The organism is Roseiflexus castenholzii DSM 13941, assembly GCF_000017805.1.
In the GTDB taxonomy this organism is placed as follows: Bacteria; Chloroflexota; Chloroflexia; order Chloroflexales; family Roseiflexaceae; genus Roseiflexus; species Roseiflexus castenholzii.
Map to the genome: position 1 here is coordinate 2,019,203 of NC_009767.1, position 20,725 is coordinate 2,039,927.

The 20,725-nt window shown below is 59.8% G+C and carries 17 protein-coding genes; 14 read left to right on the plus strand and 3 right to left on the minus strand.

Annotation, left to right across the window (positions count from 1 at the left end; all coding sequences use genetic code 11):
- Positions 1–13: 13 nt before the first annotated feature.
- From RCAS_RS08045 to RCAS_RS08080, 9 genes are all read left to right on the plus strand, one after another.
- The gene (locus RCAS_RS08045) at positions 14–1,204 is read left to right on the plus strand and encodes an ArsA family ATPase (protein WP_012120091.1); all 1,191 of its coding nucleotides are present in this window, start codon (positions 14–16) and stop codon (positions 1,202–1,204) included.
- A 33-nt stretch (positions 1,205–1,237) separates the two neighbouring features.
- Positions 1,238–1,555, plus strand: coding sequence for a metal-sulfur cluster assembly factor (locus RCAS_RS08050; RefSeq protein ID WP_012120092.1), 318 nt, complete (start codon positions 1,238–1,240; stop codon positions 1,553–1,555).
- Positions 1,556–1,803: 248 nt separating this feature from the next.
- Complete coding sequence (locus RCAS_RS08055; RefSeq protein WP_012120093.1) at positions 1,804–2,556, plus strand: SCO family protein; 753 nt, start codon at positions 1,804–1,806, stop codon at positions 2,554–2,556.
- Between the two features lie 176 nt (positions 2,557–2,732).
- Positions 2,733–2,903, plus strand: coding sequence for a hypothetical protein (locus RCAS_RS25565; protein WP_012120094.1), 171 nt, complete (start codon positions 2,733–2,735; stop codon positions 2,901–2,903).
- Positions 2,900–3,406 (plus strand): cytochrome c oxidase subunit II, encoded by a 507-nt coding sequence (locus RCAS_RS08060; protein WP_012120095.1) that lies wholly within the window; start codon positions 2,900–2,902, stop codon positions 3,404–3,406. Before RCAS_RS25565 ends, RCAS_RS08060 begins: the two co-directional genes overlap by 4 nt.
- A 49-nt stretch (positions 3,407–3,455) precedes the next feature.
- Positions 3,456–5,141: a cbb3-type cytochrome c oxidase subunit I gene (locus RCAS_RS08065; RefSeq protein WP_012120096.1), complete on the plus strand. Its 1,686-nt coding sequence runs from the start codon at positions 3,456–3,458 to the stop codon at positions 5,139–5,141.
- A 356-nt stretch (positions 5,142–5,497) separates the two neighbouring features.
- Positions 5,498–7,780 (plus strand): PPC domain-containing protein, encoded by a 2,283-nt coding sequence (locus RCAS_RS08070; protein ID WP_012120097.1) that lies wholly within the window; start codon positions 5,498–5,500, stop codon positions 7,778–7,780.
- Between the two features lie 54 nt (positions 7,781–7,834).
- Positions 7,835–8,194, plus strand: coding sequence for a helix-turn-helix domain-containing protein (locus RCAS_RS08075; protein WP_012120098.1), 360 nt, complete (start codon positions 7,835–7,837; stop codon positions 8,192–8,194).
- Positions 8,187–9,953, plus strand: coding sequence for a peptide ABC transporter substrate-binding protein (locus tag RCAS_RS08080; protein ID WP_041330420.1), 1,767 nt, complete (start codon positions 8,187–8,189; stop codon positions 9,951–9,953). Before RCAS_RS08075 ends, RCAS_RS08080 begins: the two co-directional genes overlap by 8 nt.
- A 44-nt stretch (positions 9,954–9,997) precedes the next feature.
- On the opposite strand, the gene RCAS_RS08085 is transcribed toward RCAS_RS08080, so the two are convergent.
- The 3 genes from RCAS_RS08085 to RCAS_RS08095 form a co-directional block, all read right to left on the minus strand.
- The gene (locus RCAS_RS08085) at positions 9,998–10,726 is read right to left on the minus strand and encodes a response regulator (RefSeq protein WP_012120100.1); all 729 of its coding nucleotides are present in this window, start codon (positions 10,724–10,726) and stop codon (positions 9,998–10,000) included.
- Between the two features lie 5 nt (positions 10,727–10,731).
- Positions 10,732–11,781, minus strand: a complete 1,050-nt coding sequence (locus RCAS_RS08090; RefSeq protein ID WP_012120101.1) for a sensor histidine kinase — start codon at positions 11,779–11,781, stop codon at positions 10,732–10,734.
- 169 nt (positions 11,782–11,950) lie between these two features.
- Complete coding sequence (locus RCAS_RS08095; protein ID WP_012120102.1) at positions 11,951–12,205, minus strand: hypothetical protein; 255 nt, start codon at positions 12,203–12,205, stop codon at positions 11,951–11,953.
- 613 nt (positions 12,206–12,818) lie between these two features.
- Between RCAS_RS08095 and bchJ the strand changes: the two genes are divergently transcribed.
- The 5 genes from bchJ to RCAS_RS08120 all read left to right on the plus strand — a co-directional run bounded on the left by bchJ (position 12,819) and on the right by RCAS_RS08120 (position 19,103).
- Positions 12,819–13,424, plus strand: coding sequence for a bacteriochlorophyll 4-vinyl reductase (bchJ, locus tag RCAS_RS08100; RefSeq protein WP_012120103.1), 606 nt, complete (start codon positions 12,819–12,821; stop codon positions 13,422–13,424).
- An 80-nt stretch (positions 13,425–13,504) separates the two neighbouring features.
- A complete protein-coding gene (locus RCAS_RS08105) occupies positions 13,505–14,599 on the plus strand; it encodes a TIGR04053 family radical SAM/SPASM domain-containing protein (protein ID WP_012120104.1) in 1,095 nt (364 codons plus the stop codon).
- 12 nt (positions 14,600–14,611) lie between these two features.
- Positions 14,612–16,195, plus strand: coding sequence for a magnesium-protoporphyrin IX monomethyl ester anaerobic oxidative cyclase (gene bchE / locus RCAS_RS08110; protein WP_012120105.1), 1,584 nt, complete (start codon positions 14,612–14,614; stop codon positions 16,193–16,195).
- A 214-nt stretch (positions 16,196–16,409) separates the two neighbouring features.
- Entirely contained in the window at positions 16,410–17,888 is a 1,479-nt protein-coding gene (crtI, locus tag RCAS_RS08115) for a phytoene desaturase family protein (protein WP_012120106.1), read from the plus strand.
- A gap of 381 nt (positions 17,889–18,269) precedes the next feature.
- Entirely contained in the window at positions 18,270–19,103 is an 834-nt protein-coding gene (locus RCAS_RS08120) for an MBL fold metallo-hydrolase (RefSeq protein ID WP_012120107.1), read from the plus strand.
- The last annotated feature ends 1,622 nt before the right edge of the window (positions 19,104–20,725 follow it).

Sequence of the window (20,725 nt, forward strand, 5' to 3'; positions counted from 1 at the left end):
CATACGAGGTGCCATGCGCCTGATACTCTACCTGGGCAAGGGTGGCGTTGGCAAAACGACCACCTCGGCGGCGACTGCGGTGCGCGCCGCCGAACTCGGCTACCGCACGCTGGTAGTCAGCACCGATGTGGCGCACAGCCTGGCTGATGCGCTCGATCATCCGTTGGGACCGCAACCGACGCAGCTTACCGACCGGCTCTGGGGGCAGGAAATTAACGTGCTCGAAGAGGTGCGGCAGCATTGGGGCGAGTTGCGCAACTATCTGGCAGGGTTGCTCAAACGCCGCGGCGTCAGCGATGTCGCTTCCGAAGAATTGGCGATCATCCCCGGTATGGAAGAGGTCGTCAGCCTTCTGCACATCCGGCGACAGGCGCGCGAGGGCAATTTCGACGCGGTGATCGTCGATGCGGCGCCGACCGGCGAGACCATCCGCCTGTTGACCATGCCAGAGACCTTTCAGTGGTACGCGGCGCGGGTCATGGATTGGGACCCCGGCACCAAGAGCATGGCTAAACCGCTGGTGCGCGCCCTGATCCCGGCAACCAACGCCTTCGAGACGCTCGACCGCCTGACAAAGGGGGTCGAGGCGCTGCGCCAGATGCTGACCGATCCCGACATCAGTTCGTACCGCCTGGTGGTCAACCCGGAGCGCATGGTCATCAAAGAAGCGCAGCGCGCAGCGACGTATCTGGCGCTGTTTGGCTATCCGGTCGATGGTGTGGTGCTCAATCGGGTGCTGCCACGCAACGCAGTCGCCGGCGAATTCATGGAACGCCTGTATGAGATGCAGTCGTCGTACCGCAAAATGGTGCACGACCTGTTCGCGCCGCTGCCGATCTGGGAAGCGCCGCATTACCCGCATGATATCCGGGGTATCAACGATCTGTCGCAGGTTGGGCGCGATATGTTCAAGGACGAAGACCCGACGAAGGTCTTCTTCCGTGGCACCACGCAGGAAATCGTGCGCGACGGCGATGAATATGTGATGCGTCTGCCGTTGCCGCACGTCGAAATCGGCAAGGTGTCGATCACCAAACGCGGCGACGAACTGTTCGTTGCCATCGGCAATTTCAAGCGCGATATGATCCTGCCGCTGACACTCGCGGAACGACCGGCGAAGCGCGCGGTGTTCCGCGAAGGGGTGCTTGAGGTGCGTTTTGGCGCCCCGGAGACGGTCGAGCCGACTGCGGCTTCCGCAGGGTGATCGATTTCGTTCGTGCATGAGGAGCAATGACGTATGATTACGGAAGAATTGGTGCGCAGCGCGCTGAAGAATGTCTATGACCCCGAAATTGGGATGGATATCGTCAATCTGGGGCTGGTCTACAATATCGACATTCAGGAGGGTGGTCGGCGTGTGGTGGTCGATATGACCCTGACGACTCCCGCCTGCCCGGCCGGACCGCAGATTCTCACCCAGGCAAAACGTGAGATCGAGAGTCTCAATCAGGTGTACAGCAATCTGGAAGATGTGCAGATCAACCTGGTTTGGACTCCGTTCTGGAACCCTTCGATGATGAGTGAGGAGGCGCGCGAAGAGTTGGGGTTTTTCTAAGCGCTGTGTCTGAGGCATATCCGCGAGTGGGTGCACGGCATGCTGTGCACCCACATTGCTTATGCGACGCCTCTACCACGCTCTTCCATCGCTCCTCCACCGGTTCTCTTCCTCTGGTAAACGCCCCCTAACCAGATGTTGCGGGTTCATAACTCCGGCAGCGCGCCTCCTGTTTTATACTCTCCACGAACTTTGTGCCATGAAGCACGAAGAATCACGGACGCCAGCCAGGTTTATTGAGGTGCGCCATGCGTTCTTCATCGTCACAAGTTGGCGCCACGTCGCTATCGAGAAGCGTGCGTCCGGTTGAGAGTTCTCGTCCGGCGTCCGTATTCTGGGTCAGGCGCGCCCTCTACGGCGTGGCTGCGCTCTTTGCCGCTCTGGTTCTCCTCATCCTCTGGTTCGCCATTGCCCGTCCAGTTCAGGTATTGCCACGGATTGGCCAGGCGCCCGCCTTTATGTTGACCGATCAGGATGGTCGCTGGATAAGTGATGCCGATCTGCGCGGGAGGGTGTTGATCATCAATTTTGCGCATACGCGCTGTGGCGAACGATGTGCGGCGATGGAACGTAGCCTGCTGACCCTTGTGGACGCCCTGCGCGCGGATGGTCGGCTGGGAACGCAGGTGCGCCTGGTGACCATCAGCGTGGATGCCGATGGCGACACTCCGCCCGCCCTGCGCGCCTATGCTGAACGCATGAACGTCGCAGCGCCGGAGGAATGGATCTTCTTAACCGGTTCTGCCCGTGAACTCAAGCAATTGATCGGCGGCGGGTACGGCGTGTACTATCGGATGAACGGGGAGACTGTCGATCTCGTCGATCAGCGCGCTGTTCTGGTCGATGAAACCGGGTTGCTGCGCGCCGAGTACGACGGTACACGTCTTGATCCCGCGATCGTGTTACGTGACATCGGGTTAGTCGAACAGGAGGCGAACAGCAGCGCAACTGCGCGCCCGATCTACGAAGCGGCGCATATCTTCGTCTGTTATCCGAGGTGAGGATGCGGCGCGTGAGAAGGAGCGGGAGACGCACGGGAGACGGGGCGCGGGTTGGTGACTTCGTGGTCCTTCGCGCGCTTCGTGGATGCCATCACACAGGTGCAAGGCGTGAGGTTGCACACAAGCGCATCAATCCTATGGGAGATCGTTTCAGGCACTAGAAGGGAACCGCATCTATGACCGAACAGCCGGTTACAGAGCATCAGGAAGAAACGGAGGCGCCCGAGAACCACGAACTGCCGCGAGGCGCACTGCTCATCACATTGACGTACCTGGCAATACTCGCAGGGCTGTGGATCCAGGTGTATCTCCAGCTCCTTGCAAACGGCGGAGTGAGGGGACCATGAACCAGAAATACCTGGGATATCTCTTTGAGATTGCGTGGATTCTTCCCAGTGTTGCAGTGCCGATCGCATTCCTGGTGGCGATTGTGATTACGGCATTTGCCGTGGGCATTGCGGTGCCGGGAAATGTGGGGCGTGTTGACCCGAAGGCGCTCAGCACGACGGCGCCGTTCGATCAGCCGGGAGTGCGCGAACTGGCGCCAGGACGCTATGAAGCCGTCGTTATCGCGCAGTTGTTCAACTTCACGCCGGGGGAGATCGAGATTCCCGCCGGTTCGAAGGTGACATTCATCGTGACCAGCCGCGACGTTATTCATGGCTACAAGATCGAGAAATCACCGATCAATATGATGGTCGTTCCCGGTCAGATTTCGCGGATGACAACCACCTTCGACACGCCGGGCGAGTACTACATCTATTGCCACGAATACTGCGGCGCAGGGCACCATCTGATGGTCGGCAAACTGGTTGTGACGCCGGCGAAGACGGCTTCGGCAAATCGTTAGTGTGTGTCCGTCGCGTTCGCAATGCGGCGACCTGGATTAAGGAGATTGTATGGCTACAGCGCGTGTTTCTGGCGTTTCTGTCGCTGCCGAACGCGCCGAAGTCGGCGTGTTTGCCACGGAGTATCGCCTGACAGGGCTGAACCTGCTGATTGCATTCATTGCGCTGGCAATCGGCGGTCTGTTTGGCGTGATGCAGGCGCTCCAGTACAATGGCATCGACCTGTACAAGCCGATTTCGCCGATCCTGCGCGGCGGGTATTATCAGGGGTTGGCGCTGCACGGCGTGCTCAATGTGCTGGTCTTTACCACGTTCTTCATTATTGGCTGGTTGACGTTCGTCACCTCGCGGTCGCTGGGTATTCCTCTGGCGAGCCGCACCCTTGGCTGGACGACGTTCGGCGTGATGACCGGCGGTTTGCTCATTGCTGCACTGCCGCTGCTGCTCAATAATGCGACGGTGCTCTTTACCTTCTACCCGCCGCTCAAGGCGGATCCGCTCTTCTACATCGGTCTGACGCTGGTGGTCGTCGGCACCTGGTTGCTGCTCATCAACCAGGTGATGATGCTGCGGCAGTGGCGCGCCGCCAATCCCGCAGCGCGCATTCCGCTCCCGGCGTTTATGGCGATTGTTACAATGACGATGTGGGTGATCTGCACCTTTGGCGTTGCGACGGAGATGCTCTTCCTGTTGATTCCATGGTCGCTGGGGCTGGTGCAGGGAACCGACCCGGTGCTGGCGCGCACGCTCTTCTGGTTTACCGGGCACCCAATCGTCTACTTCTGGTTGTTGCCCGCCTATATTTCGTGGTACAACTTCGTGCCGCAGCAGGCAGGCGGGCGATTGTTCAGCGACCCGATGGCGCGCGTGTCGTTCATTCTGTTCCTGATCCTTTCGACACCGATCGGGATGCACCACCAGTACACTGACCCTGGCATCAGCGAGATCTGGAAACTGGTGCATGCCATCTTCACCTTTGGCGTCTTCTTCCCCAGTCTGCTGACCTTCTTCAATGTCGTGGCATCGCTCGAAAATGGCGGGCGGGCGCGCGGTGGCAAGGGGTGGCTGGTGTGGGTCTTCAACCTGCCGTGGCGTGAACCAAGCTTCACGACGCAGGCGCTGGCGATGATTCTGTTCGCTTTTGGCGGCGCCGGCGGGTTGATCAATGCGTCGTACAATATCAACCTGGTGGTGCATAACACTTCCTGGATTTCGGGGCACTTCCATCTGACGGTCGGTACGGCGGTGACGCTCAGTTTCATGGGGATCACCTACTGGCTCGTGCCGCATCTCACCGGGCGAAGGCTGTGGAGTCCGACGATGGCGCTGGTGCAGGCGTGGACCTGGTTCGTCGGTATGGGGATATTCTCGCACTGGATGCATACGCTGGGGTTGTTGAGTATGCCACGGCGCACCGCGATTGGCGCTATGCGTGAACTGCATCCCGAATGGGAACCGCTCCTGCCAATTATTGCGGTTGGCGCGCTCATCATGTTCGTCAGCGCCATTCTGTACTATCTCAATATTGTGCTGACGATTACTGCCGGGAAGAAAGACACGGTTCCAATGGTTCCGTTCGCGCGAGCGGTGTCTGGTCCCGAAGATGGTCCGCGCTGGTTGGATAACTTCAAGCCCTGGCTGGCGATTGCGTTCGCTCTGATTGTGGTCAATTATACGCCAACGCTGATCAGGCTGGTGTCGGAGATGCAGTTCATTCCGGGTATTCGTTCCTGGTAGATGCGCACGGCGATAGGAGTGGACACCCACACGTCTCCGCTTCTGTATCTAGGTATGAGTTGTCAGACAGGTGGCGAACACAGATAGTGCGCTATCAGCGCAGTGCGCACGAATATGAGAAACAGTCTCGGGGGGCGGTGCAGCGCGCGGGCAGGTCTCAGACCTGCCCGCGCGTGGTTTGAAATCAGGGTAACGGGTGGGCGACCGTGAACGTGGCGCTGCTGATCTTTTCAAGTGCGTCTTTCCTTTCTTTTATTCCTTGACACACGTTTTCCGTATGCTATAATCGCCATAGTTTCCCCAATCAGGCGCGGAGCGCTGGCTGCATCTTCGCTTGTGCATCTAAGGGTATTGTTGTGGCACGTCTGCATCTTCGATCGTTGGTCGCGTGTCTGTTTATCTTCTTTGTGGCGCTCTCCGCAATGGCTACGCCAGCCCGCCTTGCTGCTGCGCCACAGGATTTCCGCTGGGAGCCTGCGTCGCGCGCCTATACCGTCACAAATCAGACGCCAAATAACACGGTCCTGGTCGTCAACGATTTTCGCCTGCGCAACGATGATACAGTGGCGGCGACATTCACGATTTCCTTCCCGGAGCGACCAAGCGGTTGGCAGGTGAGTACGACGATCGCGCAGCCGATTGCCGTCAATCAGGCGACAACGTCGGCGGTCATTCCTATTCGCATTATCATACCGCCGAATACGCCCAATGGTGTGCGCACGGTGACCGTGCGGGCGACGCGCACCGACGTAACGCCGAACCTGACGGCGGAAGCGGTGATCCAGGTGACGCTGACAGCGCCGGCGCCGGGGACGCCCCCGGTGTCTGCGTGTCCCGAGTTGTCCGATCCGGGGAACAATTTCGATGGCGCTTCGCTCATCCTGGTCGATCGCGCCGAACGGCACGGTATCTGTGCGATTGGCGATGAAGACTGGTATAAGTTTGGCGCGGTCGCCGGAAAGTACTATTCGATTGATATTCCCGAAATGGATGCCGGTCTCGATCTTTCGCTCGAACTGTACGACTCGAACCGGCGCCTCATTGACTCGAACGATGATTTTCCGTTTCGCGGCGGGACGCAAACACTGACCGACACGCGCCCGCTGATCCAGTCGTTCCGTGCGCCGACCGACGGGTTTTTCTATGTGCGGGTGCGCGATACGCTGGGCATCGGCGGATCCGATCTCAGTTACACGATTATTGTGCGCGGCGAGAGTTATGGTCCCTTCCCGCCATTCGTTTCATCGCTCTGCAACGACATGTATGAACAGGATGGGCTGCCGGAACTTGCGCGGCAGATCAATCAGAACGAGACGCAACGCGGTCGCCTTCTCTGTCCGAATGGCGACGCCGATTGGGTAAAGTTCTTTGCGCTTGCCGGGTATACGTACTATCTCTATACGAATACCAGACCGTATGCGCCGCCAGACGCCAACGGCATTCTGCCCGGCGCCGATACGCTTCTCTTTCTGTTTGGGCGCGATGCGATCACGTTGATCGACTCGAACAACAACATCGAAGGTGGCGCGACGCTCGACTCGCTGGTGCGTTTTACCCCTGCCGCCGATGGGATTTATTATGCGCAGGTCAAGAATGTTGGTGATATCGGCGGGATGTTCATCCGCTACGATCTGACGCTGAAAGCATGCCCCGTTGAGCAACCGGCGTGCGCTCCTCCACCAGATATTCTGCCAGCGCTGCCGCCGGCGGCGGTCGAGGTCGTTCCGCTGGCGCAGGATGTCGCGCCGTTGATCGAGGCGCATCTGGCGCCGCAGGTGGCGCCAGAACTGGTTGCCGACGCTGGGGGCGAAATGATTGTGGCGCTCGCCGGCGCTCAACCGATTGCACGCCAGATTGATCCGGCATTCACCGGCGCCTGGCAGCGGCTTGATCTGCCGGTCGCAGCGGGGCGCGCACAACGCGCCTGGGTCTGGGGTCCGGCGCCGCGTCTGGCGCGCAGCGAATCGTATGTCCAGTCCGAAACCGGTCTGCGTCAGGTGCTCTACTTCGACAAAGGACGCATGGAGATCAACAATCCGCGCCAGGCGCGCACGATGCCTTCCTTCGTGACGGCTGGCTTGCTGGTTGCGGAAATGGTCACGGGGCGGGTGCAGGTTGGCGATAACGAATATGTGCCGCACCAGCCTGCGATGCTTCCTGTTGCCGGAGACCTCGATGATGCCCGCGCGCCTGCCTATGCGGCGTTCGCTGGTCTTCTGTCGCCGGTGGCCGAACGTGCCGGTGTGCCTGTGACCGAGATGCTGCTGGCGGATGGCAGTGTGCAATCATCGAGCCAGCCGGTGCGACCGGAGACGCGGATGGTGCGCTTTGTTGCCGAGACAGGACACAACATTCCGCGCGTCTTCTGGGATTATTTGACAGCGCCGGGTATTGTGTACGACAATGGAGTATATCGTACCAGTCGCATGATGGACTGGGTTGCGGTTGTCGGGTATCCGATCAGCGAAGCGTACTGGGTGCGCACGCGAGTCGGCGGCGTCGAGCGCGATGTGCTGGTGCAGTTGTTCGAGCGCCGAGTGCTGACGTATACGCCGGATGAGCAACCTGCCTGGCGTGTGCAGATGGGGAATGTCGGTCAGCACTACTATCTCTGGCGCTATGGCGGTCCCTTGCCGTAGCGTGCGCAGCGTATCGTCAGACTGGGCGTGGTGTTATACGTTCTGAGAGAACTCATGCCATCGTTCAACGAGCGCGTCGGAGAAGTCATTAAACGCAAACGTCAGCGCGACCGGTTGACTCAGGCGGAATTGGGAGGTCGCATTGGCGTAAGCGGCAGTTATATCAGCAGCATCGAGAATGGCCAGAGCAGCGCGCGGATCGCCGACATCGAGGCGCTGGCGGTTGTCTTCCGCACGACAGCGTTCGATCTGCTCAGCGAAGCCGCCGCCGCCGACGGGTATAAGTTTTCAACGGTTCACCGCGACCGTGAGGCGCTCCTGACTCTCTACGATACCCTCTCTCCTGAGCATCAGCGCATGGCGCGCGCGTTCATGTTGTTCCTCCGTGAGCAGCAGAATCTTCCCCGTGAGTAATTCGCATCTATCGCCAGTCCATTCCACTCCTGTGCTCCGGTTGCCGTTGCGCCGATTGTTTGGCGTCAGCACATTTGTTGCAATTGCGTTGCTGGGGGTGCTTGTCGCCTGTGGTGCGCCGGAACAACCTGCCACACCCGCGGGCGTCTCGCCGATGCCTGCGCCAACCACAGCGCCGCCGACTGCGACAGCGCTGCCGCGCGGCGGCAATCTTACAATCCGGTTGGCTGCCGATGTTGCTGAGTTGCGCCCCTGGCATCCACGTACACGTGGCGAGGAACAGCTCATCGCGCTGCTCTACAGCGGTCTGACCCGCCTGGACGGCACGCTGGCGCCGCAGCCGGATCTGGCGGCAGGCTGGACGGCTTCTGCCGATGGGCGGACAATTACATTGACGTTGCGCCACGATGCGGTCTGGCACGATGGACAGCCGGTGACGGCGGATGATGTGGTCTTTACTCTCAACGAATTGCGCGCACTCGAACCAACCACGGCGTTGCTCGCCGGGTTACGGCGTATGACGGAGGTTACAGCGCCGGCAACCGATACCGTCGTGGTGCGTCTCGATGAACGCTACGCGCCGATCTTTAGCCTGTTGACGGCGCCGGTGTTGCCGCGCCATGCCCTGAGCGGCAGAAGTTTGGCGGATCTCAACGCCTGGGAAGCGCCGGTCGGCAGCGGTCCATTTCGCCTGGAGCGGCGTGAGCCGGGCACGGCGATCACGCTGGCGGCCAATCAATCGTTTTACCGGGGCGCGCCGTTGCTCGACCGGGTGGTGTTCGTGGTGGCGCCCGATGCGCAGGTGGCGGCGTCCGCGCTCCAGAATGGGCAGTTGCTCTTGGCGGAACTGCCCTGGAGCGAAGGGCGCGCGCTCACCGAAACAATGCCAATGCTCCAAACCGGCGCATATGCCGAGAATGGCTACTACTTCCTGGCATTCAACCTGCGCCCCAACCGTATCTTCAGTGATCTGCGGCTGCGTGAGGCGCTGGCGCTCACTATCGATCTGCCGCGCATGATCCGGGAAGCGACTAACGGGCAGGGCATGATCATCGGGAACAGCGCCGCTCCTGGCTCCTGGGCAGACCTGACGCCGCCGTCAACGACGACCGTGGACCTGGATCGCGCGCGCGCGCTGCTCGATGAGGCAGGGTGGCGGCTCCCGTCGGATGGCGTGGTGCGGCAAAAAGATGGTGTGACGCTCACCGCGCAACTCTTTGTGCGCGCTGACGATCCGCGTCGGGTGCGCGCTGCCGAACTGATTGCTGGCGCCGCCGAGCAGATCGGGATGGACATTGTGGTGCAACCCGCTGACTTCGCAACGGTGATTCGCTCGAAGTATGCGCCACCCTATGATTTCGACATGCTCCTCGGCAGCTGGATCAATGGCGTCGCCGACCCGACTTTCGGTGACTACGCCTACTACGATCCAGACGATTTTGCGCTGTTTCATTCGAGTCAGATCAACCAGGGGGTGGCGGATACGCGCCCTGTGTTGAACTTTGTCGGGTTTAGCGACCCGGTGTACGATGATCAGGCAGGCGCAGCGCGGCAATTGTACGATCTGACAGAACGGGCGCAGGCAATCCGGCGGGCGCAGGAACGAGTGGCGCTGCTGCGTCCCTACCTGTTCCTGTGGACGGATCGGTTGCCGGTGGCATGCAGCGCGCGCCTGACAACGCTGGACGGACCGATTAACCTGGCGACGCCGAACTATCTGTGGAATATCGAACGGTGGTATGTCACAGGTGAGGGTTGAACATTTGGTGTTGGACATTGAGCGTTGAAGGTGTCTCCCAACCCCTAACTCGAGCGCTTCTCACCAACCGCGTGGCTATGATGCCCATCGTATCCCATGCGGATCCAACCGCGCTGGATTGCATAGATAACCGCCATCGTCCGGTCGTTGACCTGAAGTTTCGACAGAATAGAAGTGATGTGGTTCTTGACCGTCTGCCCGCTGATCGACAGTTGCGTGGCGATCTCCTTATTCGACAAGCCGCGGGCAATGCAGTCGAGAATCTCGATCTCGCGCGATGTCAATGGGGCGAAGAGCGCGCTGGTGCGTTCGTCCTCGGTGGCGGCGAGTTCACGGAACTGATGGAGCACGCGCGTGGCGACATGCGGTTTGGCAATGACACTATCATTAATCAGGTATTTTCCGCGAGCGACTTCACGGATCATGCGTACCAGATCGCGAGGATGGACATCTTTCGACGAATAGGCGGCGGCGCCGACCTTGATCGCCTGGAAGAGTTGCTCATCGTCTTCGTAGACGCTGATGACGATCAACCCGACCCGTGGCTCGCGCCGTTTGATGACGCGCGCCACTTCCAGGCCATTCAAGCCGGGCAGGTTAATGTCCACCAGGACGACATCCGGCGAGAGGCGTTCCGCCAGTTTGATCGCCTCCTGCCCGTTCTCCGCCTCACCCACCACTTCCATATCGCCGGCTTCTTCGAGACTCCAGCGAATGCCCTGGCGGAAGAGTGGATGGTCATCAATAATCAGCACACGAATCCGCTGTTCCATACCATTCACCCCGTTTGTTCCAGTGGTAACACAACCGTCACTTCTGTGCCATAACCTGGACGTGATGCGACGGTCAGCCGTGCGCCGATCAACTCAGCCCGCTCACGCATGCTTGTCAATCCCCAATTGCTCTTCCCGGCGCGTCGCGCTACTTCGCGCGGATCAAATCCTGGACCCTCATCGCGCACCGACAAGGTGATGGTGTCTGAGCGATATGCCAGACGCACGGTGATCGGCGATCCACGTGCGTATTTGTGTGCATTTTGCAACGCTTCCTGGACGATACGGTAGAGAACGATCTCGACTTCGTCTGCCTGTCGGGGCGCTGCATCAGCCTCAAACACCACGGGCACATTGTACGTGTTGCCATAGGCGCGCAGATACTCACGCAGCGCCTCCACCAACCCACGTTCAGCGACTTGTCCCGGTCGGAGATTGGCAATGAAGCGACGCACCTCGCTCAACCCCTCACGAGTGGCGTCGCGCAGCCGACCAATCATCACCGCCAGTTTTTCGGCGTGCTCGCCGGTTTGCTGCTGCGCCAGGGAATAACACGTCTCCAGCAACATCAACGAGTTCGCAAGCACTTGCGCCGGTCCGTCGTGGACCTCGCGCGCCAGACGCATCCGCTCTTCCTCGCGCCCATGGATCACCTGCGAACGCAACGCCAGCGCCCATGGGTCTGATGTCGCTCCTGTTCCGGTGTTGCTCAGCGCGCTGCTACTCATCTCGATCTGGCGAATGAGCAGTTCGATCTGCCGCAGACCACTGCGGCGCGCATCAACGTCGCGGCTCAGGGCATCACACTGCTCTCGCAGTTCCGTCATCCGCCGGTTCAGCGACTCGGCGCCTGAGCGTCGTCGCTGCACTGCGGTGCGATACTGGAGGGTCACCTCATCGAGTTCGCGCTCCGCCTGACGCAGTGCCGCTGCAAGTGTTGCTATCTCCTGTCGCTCGTGTTCCGCCAGCGCGCGCAACTGCTCCAACTGTTCTGCAACAATGTCACGCGCTTCGCGGAGAGCCGCTGATCGTTCTTGCCCGTCCTGCGAATTCATCACGCTGCGCCTGCTGGTCGTGTTTATCGTGTAGCACAAATATACATCAGATTGAATGACAATTCCAGCCTGTTTGTGATTAATTCTTGTTCAAAATGGAGTCGAATCGGTTGCGATGAGCCATGTGTCATAATCTATCTTCAACTGAAAGGATGCCAGTGCTCAAACGTCACATATCGCTCTGCTCGAACCCTGATCGGTCCTGCCCGCATGGGACGAACAACAACTCCCACGCCAGCAAACCAATCACATAGGTCGGATACTGAAAACGAACCTCCTGCCCGGTGAGGAGCAGCATCCAGATCAGCGACTGCGCCACTACCGGCAGCGCCAGCCCCGCCAGGCGCCACGACCGATGCCGGATCATCGCAACCGCCACACAGAAGAGCGTCAGGTACAAATACAGCGCCGGACGCCAGACCACCTAGACCAACGCCGGGCGCTCTAATACCAATGACGATTGACGATGCCGCATGCGTGTCATTCCGAGCCCTTCGCTTCGCTCAGGGTAAACGCAGCGAGGAATCTGAGCGGGTCGCGCCAGACCCCTCGCGCTGCTCGGGGTGACCATGCCGGATGGTCACAGGTCATTGGTATAAGCAGATAGATCCTCCTGACAATGGTATGACCGGTTTCATATGCGGCGCGCAATGCTGTGACCATGCGAAGCGTCAACGTCGCCGATTGTAGCACTGAAGAAGTGGCGCCATGCAATGCCCTCGGTCGGTGCGCTACGGGCGATATGGCACCAATGCGGCGGCGCTGGTGCGGGTCATACACCACGTGCAACACCGTTGCGCAACATTGCGATACAACGTTTCTACTGGCGATGTTCAATCTTCGACCTGACCACACGGATCTGTCAATGTGCTCGACCCTCTCGTCTCTCCGCACATCCCCTACGCAATTCTTTCACAAAATTGTCCCGTTACAACCTGGTTAACAAAGCGCAACGAACGATGGATAAACCATTTCGGTACAGACGATGTGCTGGCAGTATAGTGCGGTCAATTCCCGGTTGTGACAATGGTGACGCCATGACGACAAGAGCGGCTCGTGGAACGGGCAAGATTGGCCCGAATGCAATTATTCAGACGGTTGCAGCGTTGCGTGATAGGCTCGGCGATGAAGCGGCGCGGGCTACGTTGGTGCGCGGCGGCGCCGGCGATCTGCCGGATCACCTGCCGCGTGAATTGATCGATGAGCATGAATTTCATGCGTTGGTCGAATTACTGCTCGAACAGATCGGAGAAGAACAAACCAACCTGGTAATGGCGCGTTCCGGGCAGTTGACATCCGAGTATGTGTTTGCCAACCGCATTCCGGCGTTTGCGCGCCTGCTCCTTCGCCTGCTGCCGCCGTCGTGGGGTTTGCGCCTGCTGCTGCCCGCAATGCAGCGCCATACCTGGACATTCGCCGGAAGCGGCGTGTTTGCCTACGATCTGACGCCCACGCCATCGATCTCGATCACGAATGGAGCGTTGTTCGACACGCCAGCGATGGCGGCGGCCATGTGCGCCTACTACCGTGGCGCATTCGAGCAGATGTTTCGGAAACTCATCTGTTCGCGGGCGACCCTGCACGATCTGGAATGTCAGGCGCGTGGCGATCGCCGCTGTCGGTATGCCATCCGGTGTCGGTAGCGCACGCGGATGGAGGCGCGGCAAACGCGCTGGTTTTTTGCAGAAGGTAGTTCTGACTGCTCACTACACGGAGGCACTGAATGATGGCACCGCCGCATCCATCTCGCCCGATGCGTCACGCGCCGCGCGATTTTGCGTTGACGCCGCTCAATATCTATTGGGAGATGACGCAGGCATGCGCGCTTGCCTGCCGGCACTGCCGCGCCGAAGCCATGCCGCAGCCACATCCGTTGCAACTCACATTCGAGGAGAGTGTGCGCTTCCTGCGGCAAATCCCCGACTTCGGCAACCCGTTGCCGCAGTTGATCCTGACCGGCGGCGATCCGCTCGCCCGACCGGATCTGCTCGACCTGATCGATGCAGCCCGCGCGCTTGGCGTACCGGTCTCGATCACACCGAGCGCAACACCGAACCTGACGCGCGCGATGCTCGCGGCGCTCAAGGCGCATGGTGTCGAGGCGCTTGGATTAAGCCTCGATGGCTCGAATGCCACCCGTCACGATGCCATTCGTGGTGTCGAAGGCACATTCGAGCGAACCGTCGAGGCAATGGACTGGGCAGCAGAACTCGGCATGCCGTTGCAGATCAACACACTGGTCGCAGCCGAAACCGCCGATGATCTTCCGGCTATCTATGCACTGCTTACCACAAAACAGGTCGCCCGCTGGAGCCTGTTCTTCCTGATCTCCGTCGGGCGCGGGCGGGTGCTCGAGTCGCTAACGCCACCCGCAGCGGAGCGGTTGATGGTCTGGATCTATCGCATTGCACAGGAAGCGCCGTTTGCCGTTGCTACGACCGAGGCGCCGTCGTACCGGCGAGTGGCGCTCGGCGAAATGCGCGCTGCCGGGTTGAGCGGCGAACAGATCCGACAGACGCCGATCGGACGCGGTTTTGGCATCCGTGACGGCAACGGCATTATGTTTGTCTCGAATACGGGCGACATCTGCCCTGCGGGATTCCTGCCGCTGCCCGCCGGCAATGTGCGCACCGACCATATCGTGCAGGTCTATCGGGAGTCGCCGTTGTTCGCCGCGCTGCACGATCCGACGACGTTTGGCGGGCGGTGTGGACGTTGTGAGTATCGGGCGATCTGTGGCGGGTCGCGAGCGCGCGCCTTCGCCGCGAGCGGCGATCCGCTGGCGGAGGACCCGCTCTGCACCTATCAACCGGCATAGGAGGAGGTGCGTATGCGTATTCTGATGATCCAGCCCAACTACCACGCAGGTGGGGCGGAAATTGCCGGCAACTGGCCGCCAAGCTGGGTGGCGTATATCGGCGGGGCGTTGCGCAAGGCTGGCTATCCGAACCTTCGTTTTGTCGATGCGATGACCAATAATTTGCCCGACAGGACGGTCGAGCAGATCATTCGCGCGAATCGCCCTGATGTCGTGATGGCGACGGCGATCACGCCGATGATCTACAAGGCGCAGGAAACGCTGCGCCTGGCGCGCGAAGCCAATCCTGGCTGCAAGACCATTCTCGGCGGGGTGCATCCAACGTTCATGTATGCGCAAGTGCTCACCGAAGCTCCCTGGATCGATTACATCGTGCGCGGTGAAGGGGAAGAGATTATCGTCAACCTGATGCGCGCCATCGAGAACGGCAGCGATGAGCGCGATCGCTATCAGATCCAGGGGATTGCTTTCCTGGACGGTGACCGCGTGGTTGCGACGCCTGCCCATCCGCCGATTGCCGATCTCTCGACTCTTACGCCCGACTGGAGCCTGCTGGAGTGGGAGAAGTACATCTACATTCCGTTGAATGTGCGCGTGGCAGTGCCGAATTTTGCGCGCGGATGTCCGTTCACCTGCCGCTTCTGCTCACAGTGGAAGTTCTGGCGCAAGTATCGCGTGCGTGATCCGATCGCATTTGTTGATGAGATCGAACTGCTGGTGCGCGAGTACAAGGTTGGCTTCTTTATTCTTGCGGATGAAGAACCGACCATCCATCGCAAGAAGTTTGTGGCGATGTGCGAAGAACTGGAGCGGCGCAAACTCGGCATTCACTGGGGTATCAACACGCGTGTGACCGACATTCTGCGCGATGAGCAGTATCTGCCGCTCTACCGTCGCGCCGGGCTGGTGCATGTCTCGCTCGGCACCGAAGCCGCCGCACAGATGAACCTCGACCGCTTCCGCAAGGAGACGACCATCGAGCAGAATAAGCGCGCCATCAAATTGCTGCACGACCAGGGGATCGTCGCCGAAGCGCAGTTCATTATGGGGCTGGAGAACGAGACGCCCGAAACAATTGAAGAGACCTACCGCTATGCGCTCGACTGGAAGGCGGACATGGCGAACTGGAATATGTACACGCCGTGGCCCTTCGCCGAGTTGTTCGAGGAGTTGGGTGATCGGGTCGAGGTGCGTGATTTTTCGAAGTACAACTTCGTCACGCCGATCATCCAGCCGGATGCGATGACGCGCGAGCAGGTGCTGAAAGGAGTGCTGCGCAATTATGCGCGCTTCTATATGCGTAAGGCGTTCCTGAGTTATCCCTGGATCAGGGATCCGTTCAAGCGGCGCTATATGCTCGGCTGTCTGAAGGCGTTCGCCAAGACGACGTTTACCAAGCGGTTCTACGATCTCGAACGGGTGCATCTCGACGGTTCCATCGACCTGGGATTCGATGAGACAAAGGTGCTGACGCGCGAGCAGATTGCGGAGTTGAAGCAGAAGCGTCCCGAACTCTCGGCAGATGTCGATTTCCGTGGCACCGTCACTGCCTGCGGCGCGCCGAAAGATGCGCCGGAGTACGTTGAGCAGGAGTGAGCGGTCGAGACGCTGCGTGCTCTGTTCGGTAGCGTGCAGCGCACTGTTGAGAGCGTCGCAGCACGGCTGATGCACAGGCGCAAGAGCGCAAAGGTTGGTCCGGTTGCGTGCAGGGCGTTGCGTCGGCGCCTCAATCGTTTTGAGACATACTGGTGAAAACTTTTATCGGGGCGCGGTCACGACTGCCGCGCCTATTGTCTGTTGGAGGCTATACGTGAGCAGGGTTATCATTATCGGAGCCGGTTTTGGCGGCCTGGCTGCCGCTGTGCGCCTGGCAGCGCGCGGTCATGAAGTCGAAATCTTTGAGAAGCAGGACAAACCGGGCGGGAAGGCGTATGTGCTGGAAGTGGATGGCTTTCGGTTCGATACCGGTCCAACCGTGATCACTGCGCCATTCCTGTTCGATGACCTGTGGCGTGCTGTGGGGCGTCGCCGTGAGGAATATGTCGAATTTCGCCCATGCCATCCCTTCTATCGCATCTATGACGATACCGGTCGCCACTTCGATCACAGCGCCGATGAAGCCGCAGTGCTGCGTGAAATCGAGCGGATCAATCCCGCCGATGTCGAAGGGTACCGCCGTTTTCTGGCGAGCACCCGCCCGATTTTCCAGAAGGGATTTATCGAGCTGGCGGATCAGCCGTTCCTGCGCTTCCGCGACATGCTGCGCGTTGCGCCCGATCTGGCGCGCCTGCGCTCGTTCGAGAGCGTCTATCGCTATGTGTCGCGTTACATTAAGGACGATTTTCTGCGTCGTTGCTTTTCGTTCCATCCGCTGTTCATCGGCGGCAACCCGTTCTATGCCTCGTCGATCTACGCTATGGTGCACTACCTGGAACGCGAGTGGGGCGTCTACTACGCGGTCGGCGGAACCGGCGCGATTGTCGATGCGATGGTGCGGTTGCTGCGCGAACTTGGCGTCGCTATCCACCTGAATGCTGAGGTGCGTGAACTGATCGTTGAGGGACGGCGCATTCGCGGCGTGGTGCTGGCTGATGGCAGTGTGCGCCGCGCTGACATCGTGGTGTCGAACGCCGATGTCGCGCATACCTACGCCGACCTGATTGCGCCGCGCTATCGCCGCCGCTATACCGACCATCGTCTGCGGTCGTTGCGCTACAGTATGTCGCTGGTGGTCATCTACCTTGGAACACGGCGCACCTACCACGATGCGCCGCTGGTGCGGCACACTATCATTTTTGGTCCGCGCTACCGGGGATTGCTCGACGATATTTTCATTCATAAACGGGTCGCCGACGACTTCTCGCTCTACCTGCATATGCCGTCGCGCGATGAGCCGGATGTGGCGCCGCCCGGTTGTGACGCCTTCTACGTTCTTTCGCCCGTCCCCAATCTGGCGTCGCAGACGGATTGGGCGACACTGGCGCACCCATACCGCGACGCGATCATTGGGTTCCTGGAAGCGCGATTTCTGCCCGATCTACGCAAAAACATTGTGGTGGAACGGATGGTCGATCCGCGCCACTTTCAGCGCCGCCAGAACAATTACCTTGGCGCGGCGTTCGCGCTCGAACCGACGCTGCTGCAATCTGCATGGTTCCGTCCCCACAATCGCTCCGAAGAGTTCGAAAACCTCTATTTCGTCGGCGCGGGCACCCATCCGGGCGCAGGGTTGCCGGGTGTGTTATCATCGGCGCTGATTGTCGAACGGTTGGTGTCGCATAGATGTTGAACGTTGCACGTTCAATGTTGACGCTGGCGCATTCGTTGGCTTGTCATGATCACCACAGAGGCACAGAGGACACAGAGAGTGAAAAATATACGAAAGTGTTCTCCTCCTCCTTCTTTCCATGTCATGATCACCACGGAGACACAGAGGACACAGAGAGTGAAAAATATACGAAAGTGTTCTCCTCCTCCTTCTTTCCATGTCATGATCACCACAGAGGCACAGAGGACACAGAGAGTGAAAAATATACGAAAGTGTTCTCCTCCTCTTTCTTTCCATGTCATGATCACCACAGAGGCACAGAGGACACAGAGGGAGTTATCCGCTCATTCGCGGCACCATTCGCGTATTCGCTAATGCCATTCGTTCATTGGAGGATTCTTCATGATGTCACTGCGTGATGCGGCGCTAATAGCACAGATCAACGATTTGACGGTTCCCAGGGGCCAGGTAGCGCTTTGGGCGCTTGGGCAGGCGGGTTTCGTACTCAAAGGCGGCAACGCCATCGCCTACATCGACCCCTACCTCTCCAATTCGGTGGAAGAGATCGGCGGACCGCCGCGACGCTTTCCGATCCCGATCAATCCGGCGCTGATCACCAACGCGCGCGTGGTGCTGGCGACCCATGAGCATCTCGACCACACCGACGCCGCAACACTCGCACCACTTATGGCAGCGTCGCCATCGGCAGTGCTCGTGGCGTCGCTTCAGGGGCGGCAGATCGCGTTGCATGCCGGCATTCCCGGCGAGCGGATCATCACGCCGCGGCTGGGTGATTGCATCGAGATTGCAGGTCTGGCATTCACGGCGACGCCGGCCGCGCACTATGAGTACGAGGTCGATGCGGACGGGCATTCGCGCTGGATGGGGTTTATCATCGAGTGCAATGGGGTGACTATCTACCACAGCGGCGATACGATCATCTTCCCCGAATTGCTGGCGGCGCTCGCGGGACGCTCTATCGATATTGCGCTCCTGCCGATCAACGGGCGTGACTTCTTCCGTGAGCGTGAGGGAATTATCGGCAACCTGTGGCCCGCAGAAGCAGTTGAACTGGCAAAATCTATCGGTGCACGGGTATTGATTGGTATTCACAATGATCTGTTCGCCGGCAATCGTGTTGCGCCTGGCATGCTCTTCGACGAACTCGACCGTCGCGCGCCGTTTATGCGCTGCCATCTGTTGCAGCCGGGCGAGTTGTACCTGTATGCCGGGTAGGAGACATGAGGCGCGAGGCGCGCGACCATAGCGTAGCGCGAGATTTATCTCGCATTGGTGGAGAGGCGCGAGGCGCGCGACCATAGCGTAGCGCGAGATTTATCTCGCATTGGTGGAGAGGCGCGAGGCGCGAGGCGCGACCATAGCGTAGCGCGAGATTTATCTCGCATTGGTGGAGAGGCGCGAGGCGCGACCATAGCGTAGCGCGAGATTTATCTCGCATTGGTGGAGAGGCGCGAGGCGCGACCATAGCGTAGCGCGAGATTTATCTCGCATTGGTGGAGAGGCGCGAGGCGCGCGACCATGGCGTAGCGCGAGATTTATCTCGCATTGGTGGAGAGGCGCGAGGCGCGACCATAGCGTAGCGCGAGATTTATCTCGCATTGGTGGAGAGGCGCGAGGCGCGACCATAGCGTAGCGCGAGATTTATCTCGCATTGGTGGAGAGGCGCGAGGCGCGACCATAGCGTAGCGCGAGATTTATCTCGCATTGGTGGAGAGGCGCGAGGCGCGACCATGGCGTAGCGCGAGATTTATCTCGCATTGGTGGAGAGGCGCGAGGCGCGACCATAGCGTAGCGCGAGATTTATCTCGCATTGGTGGAGAGGCGCGAGGCGCGACCATAGCGTAGCGCGAGATTTATCTCGCATTGGTGGAGAGGCGCGAGGCGCGACCATAGCGTAGCGCGAGATTTATCTCGCATTGGTGGAGAGGCGCGAGGCGCGACCATAGCGTAGCGCGAGATTTATCTCGCATTGGTGGAGAGGCGCGAGGCGCGACCATAGCGTAGCGCGAGATTTATCTCGCATTGGTGGAGAGGCGCGAGGCGCGACCATAGCGTAGCGCGAGATTTATCTCGCATTGGTGGAGAGGCGCGAGGCGCGACCATAGCGTAGCGCGAGATTTATCTCGCATTGGTGGAGAGGCGCGAGGCGCGACCATAGCGTAGCGCGAGATTTATCTCGCATTGGTGGAGAGGCGCGAGGCGCGACCATAGCGTAGCGCGAGATTTATCTCGCATTGGTGGAGAGGCGCGAGGCGCGACCATAGCGTAGCGCGAGATTTATCTCGCATTGGTGGAGAGGCGCGAGGCGCGACCATAGCGTAGCGCGAGATTTATCTCGCATTGGTGGAGAGGCGCGAGGCGCGACCATAGCGTAGCGCGAGATTTATCTCGCATTGGTGGAGAGGCGCGAGGCGCGACCATAGCGTAGCGCGAGATTTATCTCGCATTGGTGGAGAGGCGCGAGGCGCGAGGCGCGACCATAGCGTAGCGCGAGATTTATCTCGCATTGGTGGAGAGGCGCGAGGCGCGACCATAGCGTAGCGCGAGATTTATCTCGCATTGGTGGAGAGGCGCGAGGCGCGACCATAGCGTAGCGCGAGATTTATCTCGCATTGGTGGAGAGGCGCGAGGCGCGAGGCGCGAGGCGCGACCATGGCGTAGCGCGAGATTTATCTCGCATTGGTGGAGAGGCGCGAGGCGCGACCATAGCGTAGCGCGAGATTTATCTCGCATTTGTAGCGAGGTGAGAGGTGCGAGGTGAGAGGCGCAAGGGTGCAGGGTGCCGGTAGCAGGCGGGAAAGTTGAAGGTGAATTCAAGCAGTCTAACCCCTCACTCC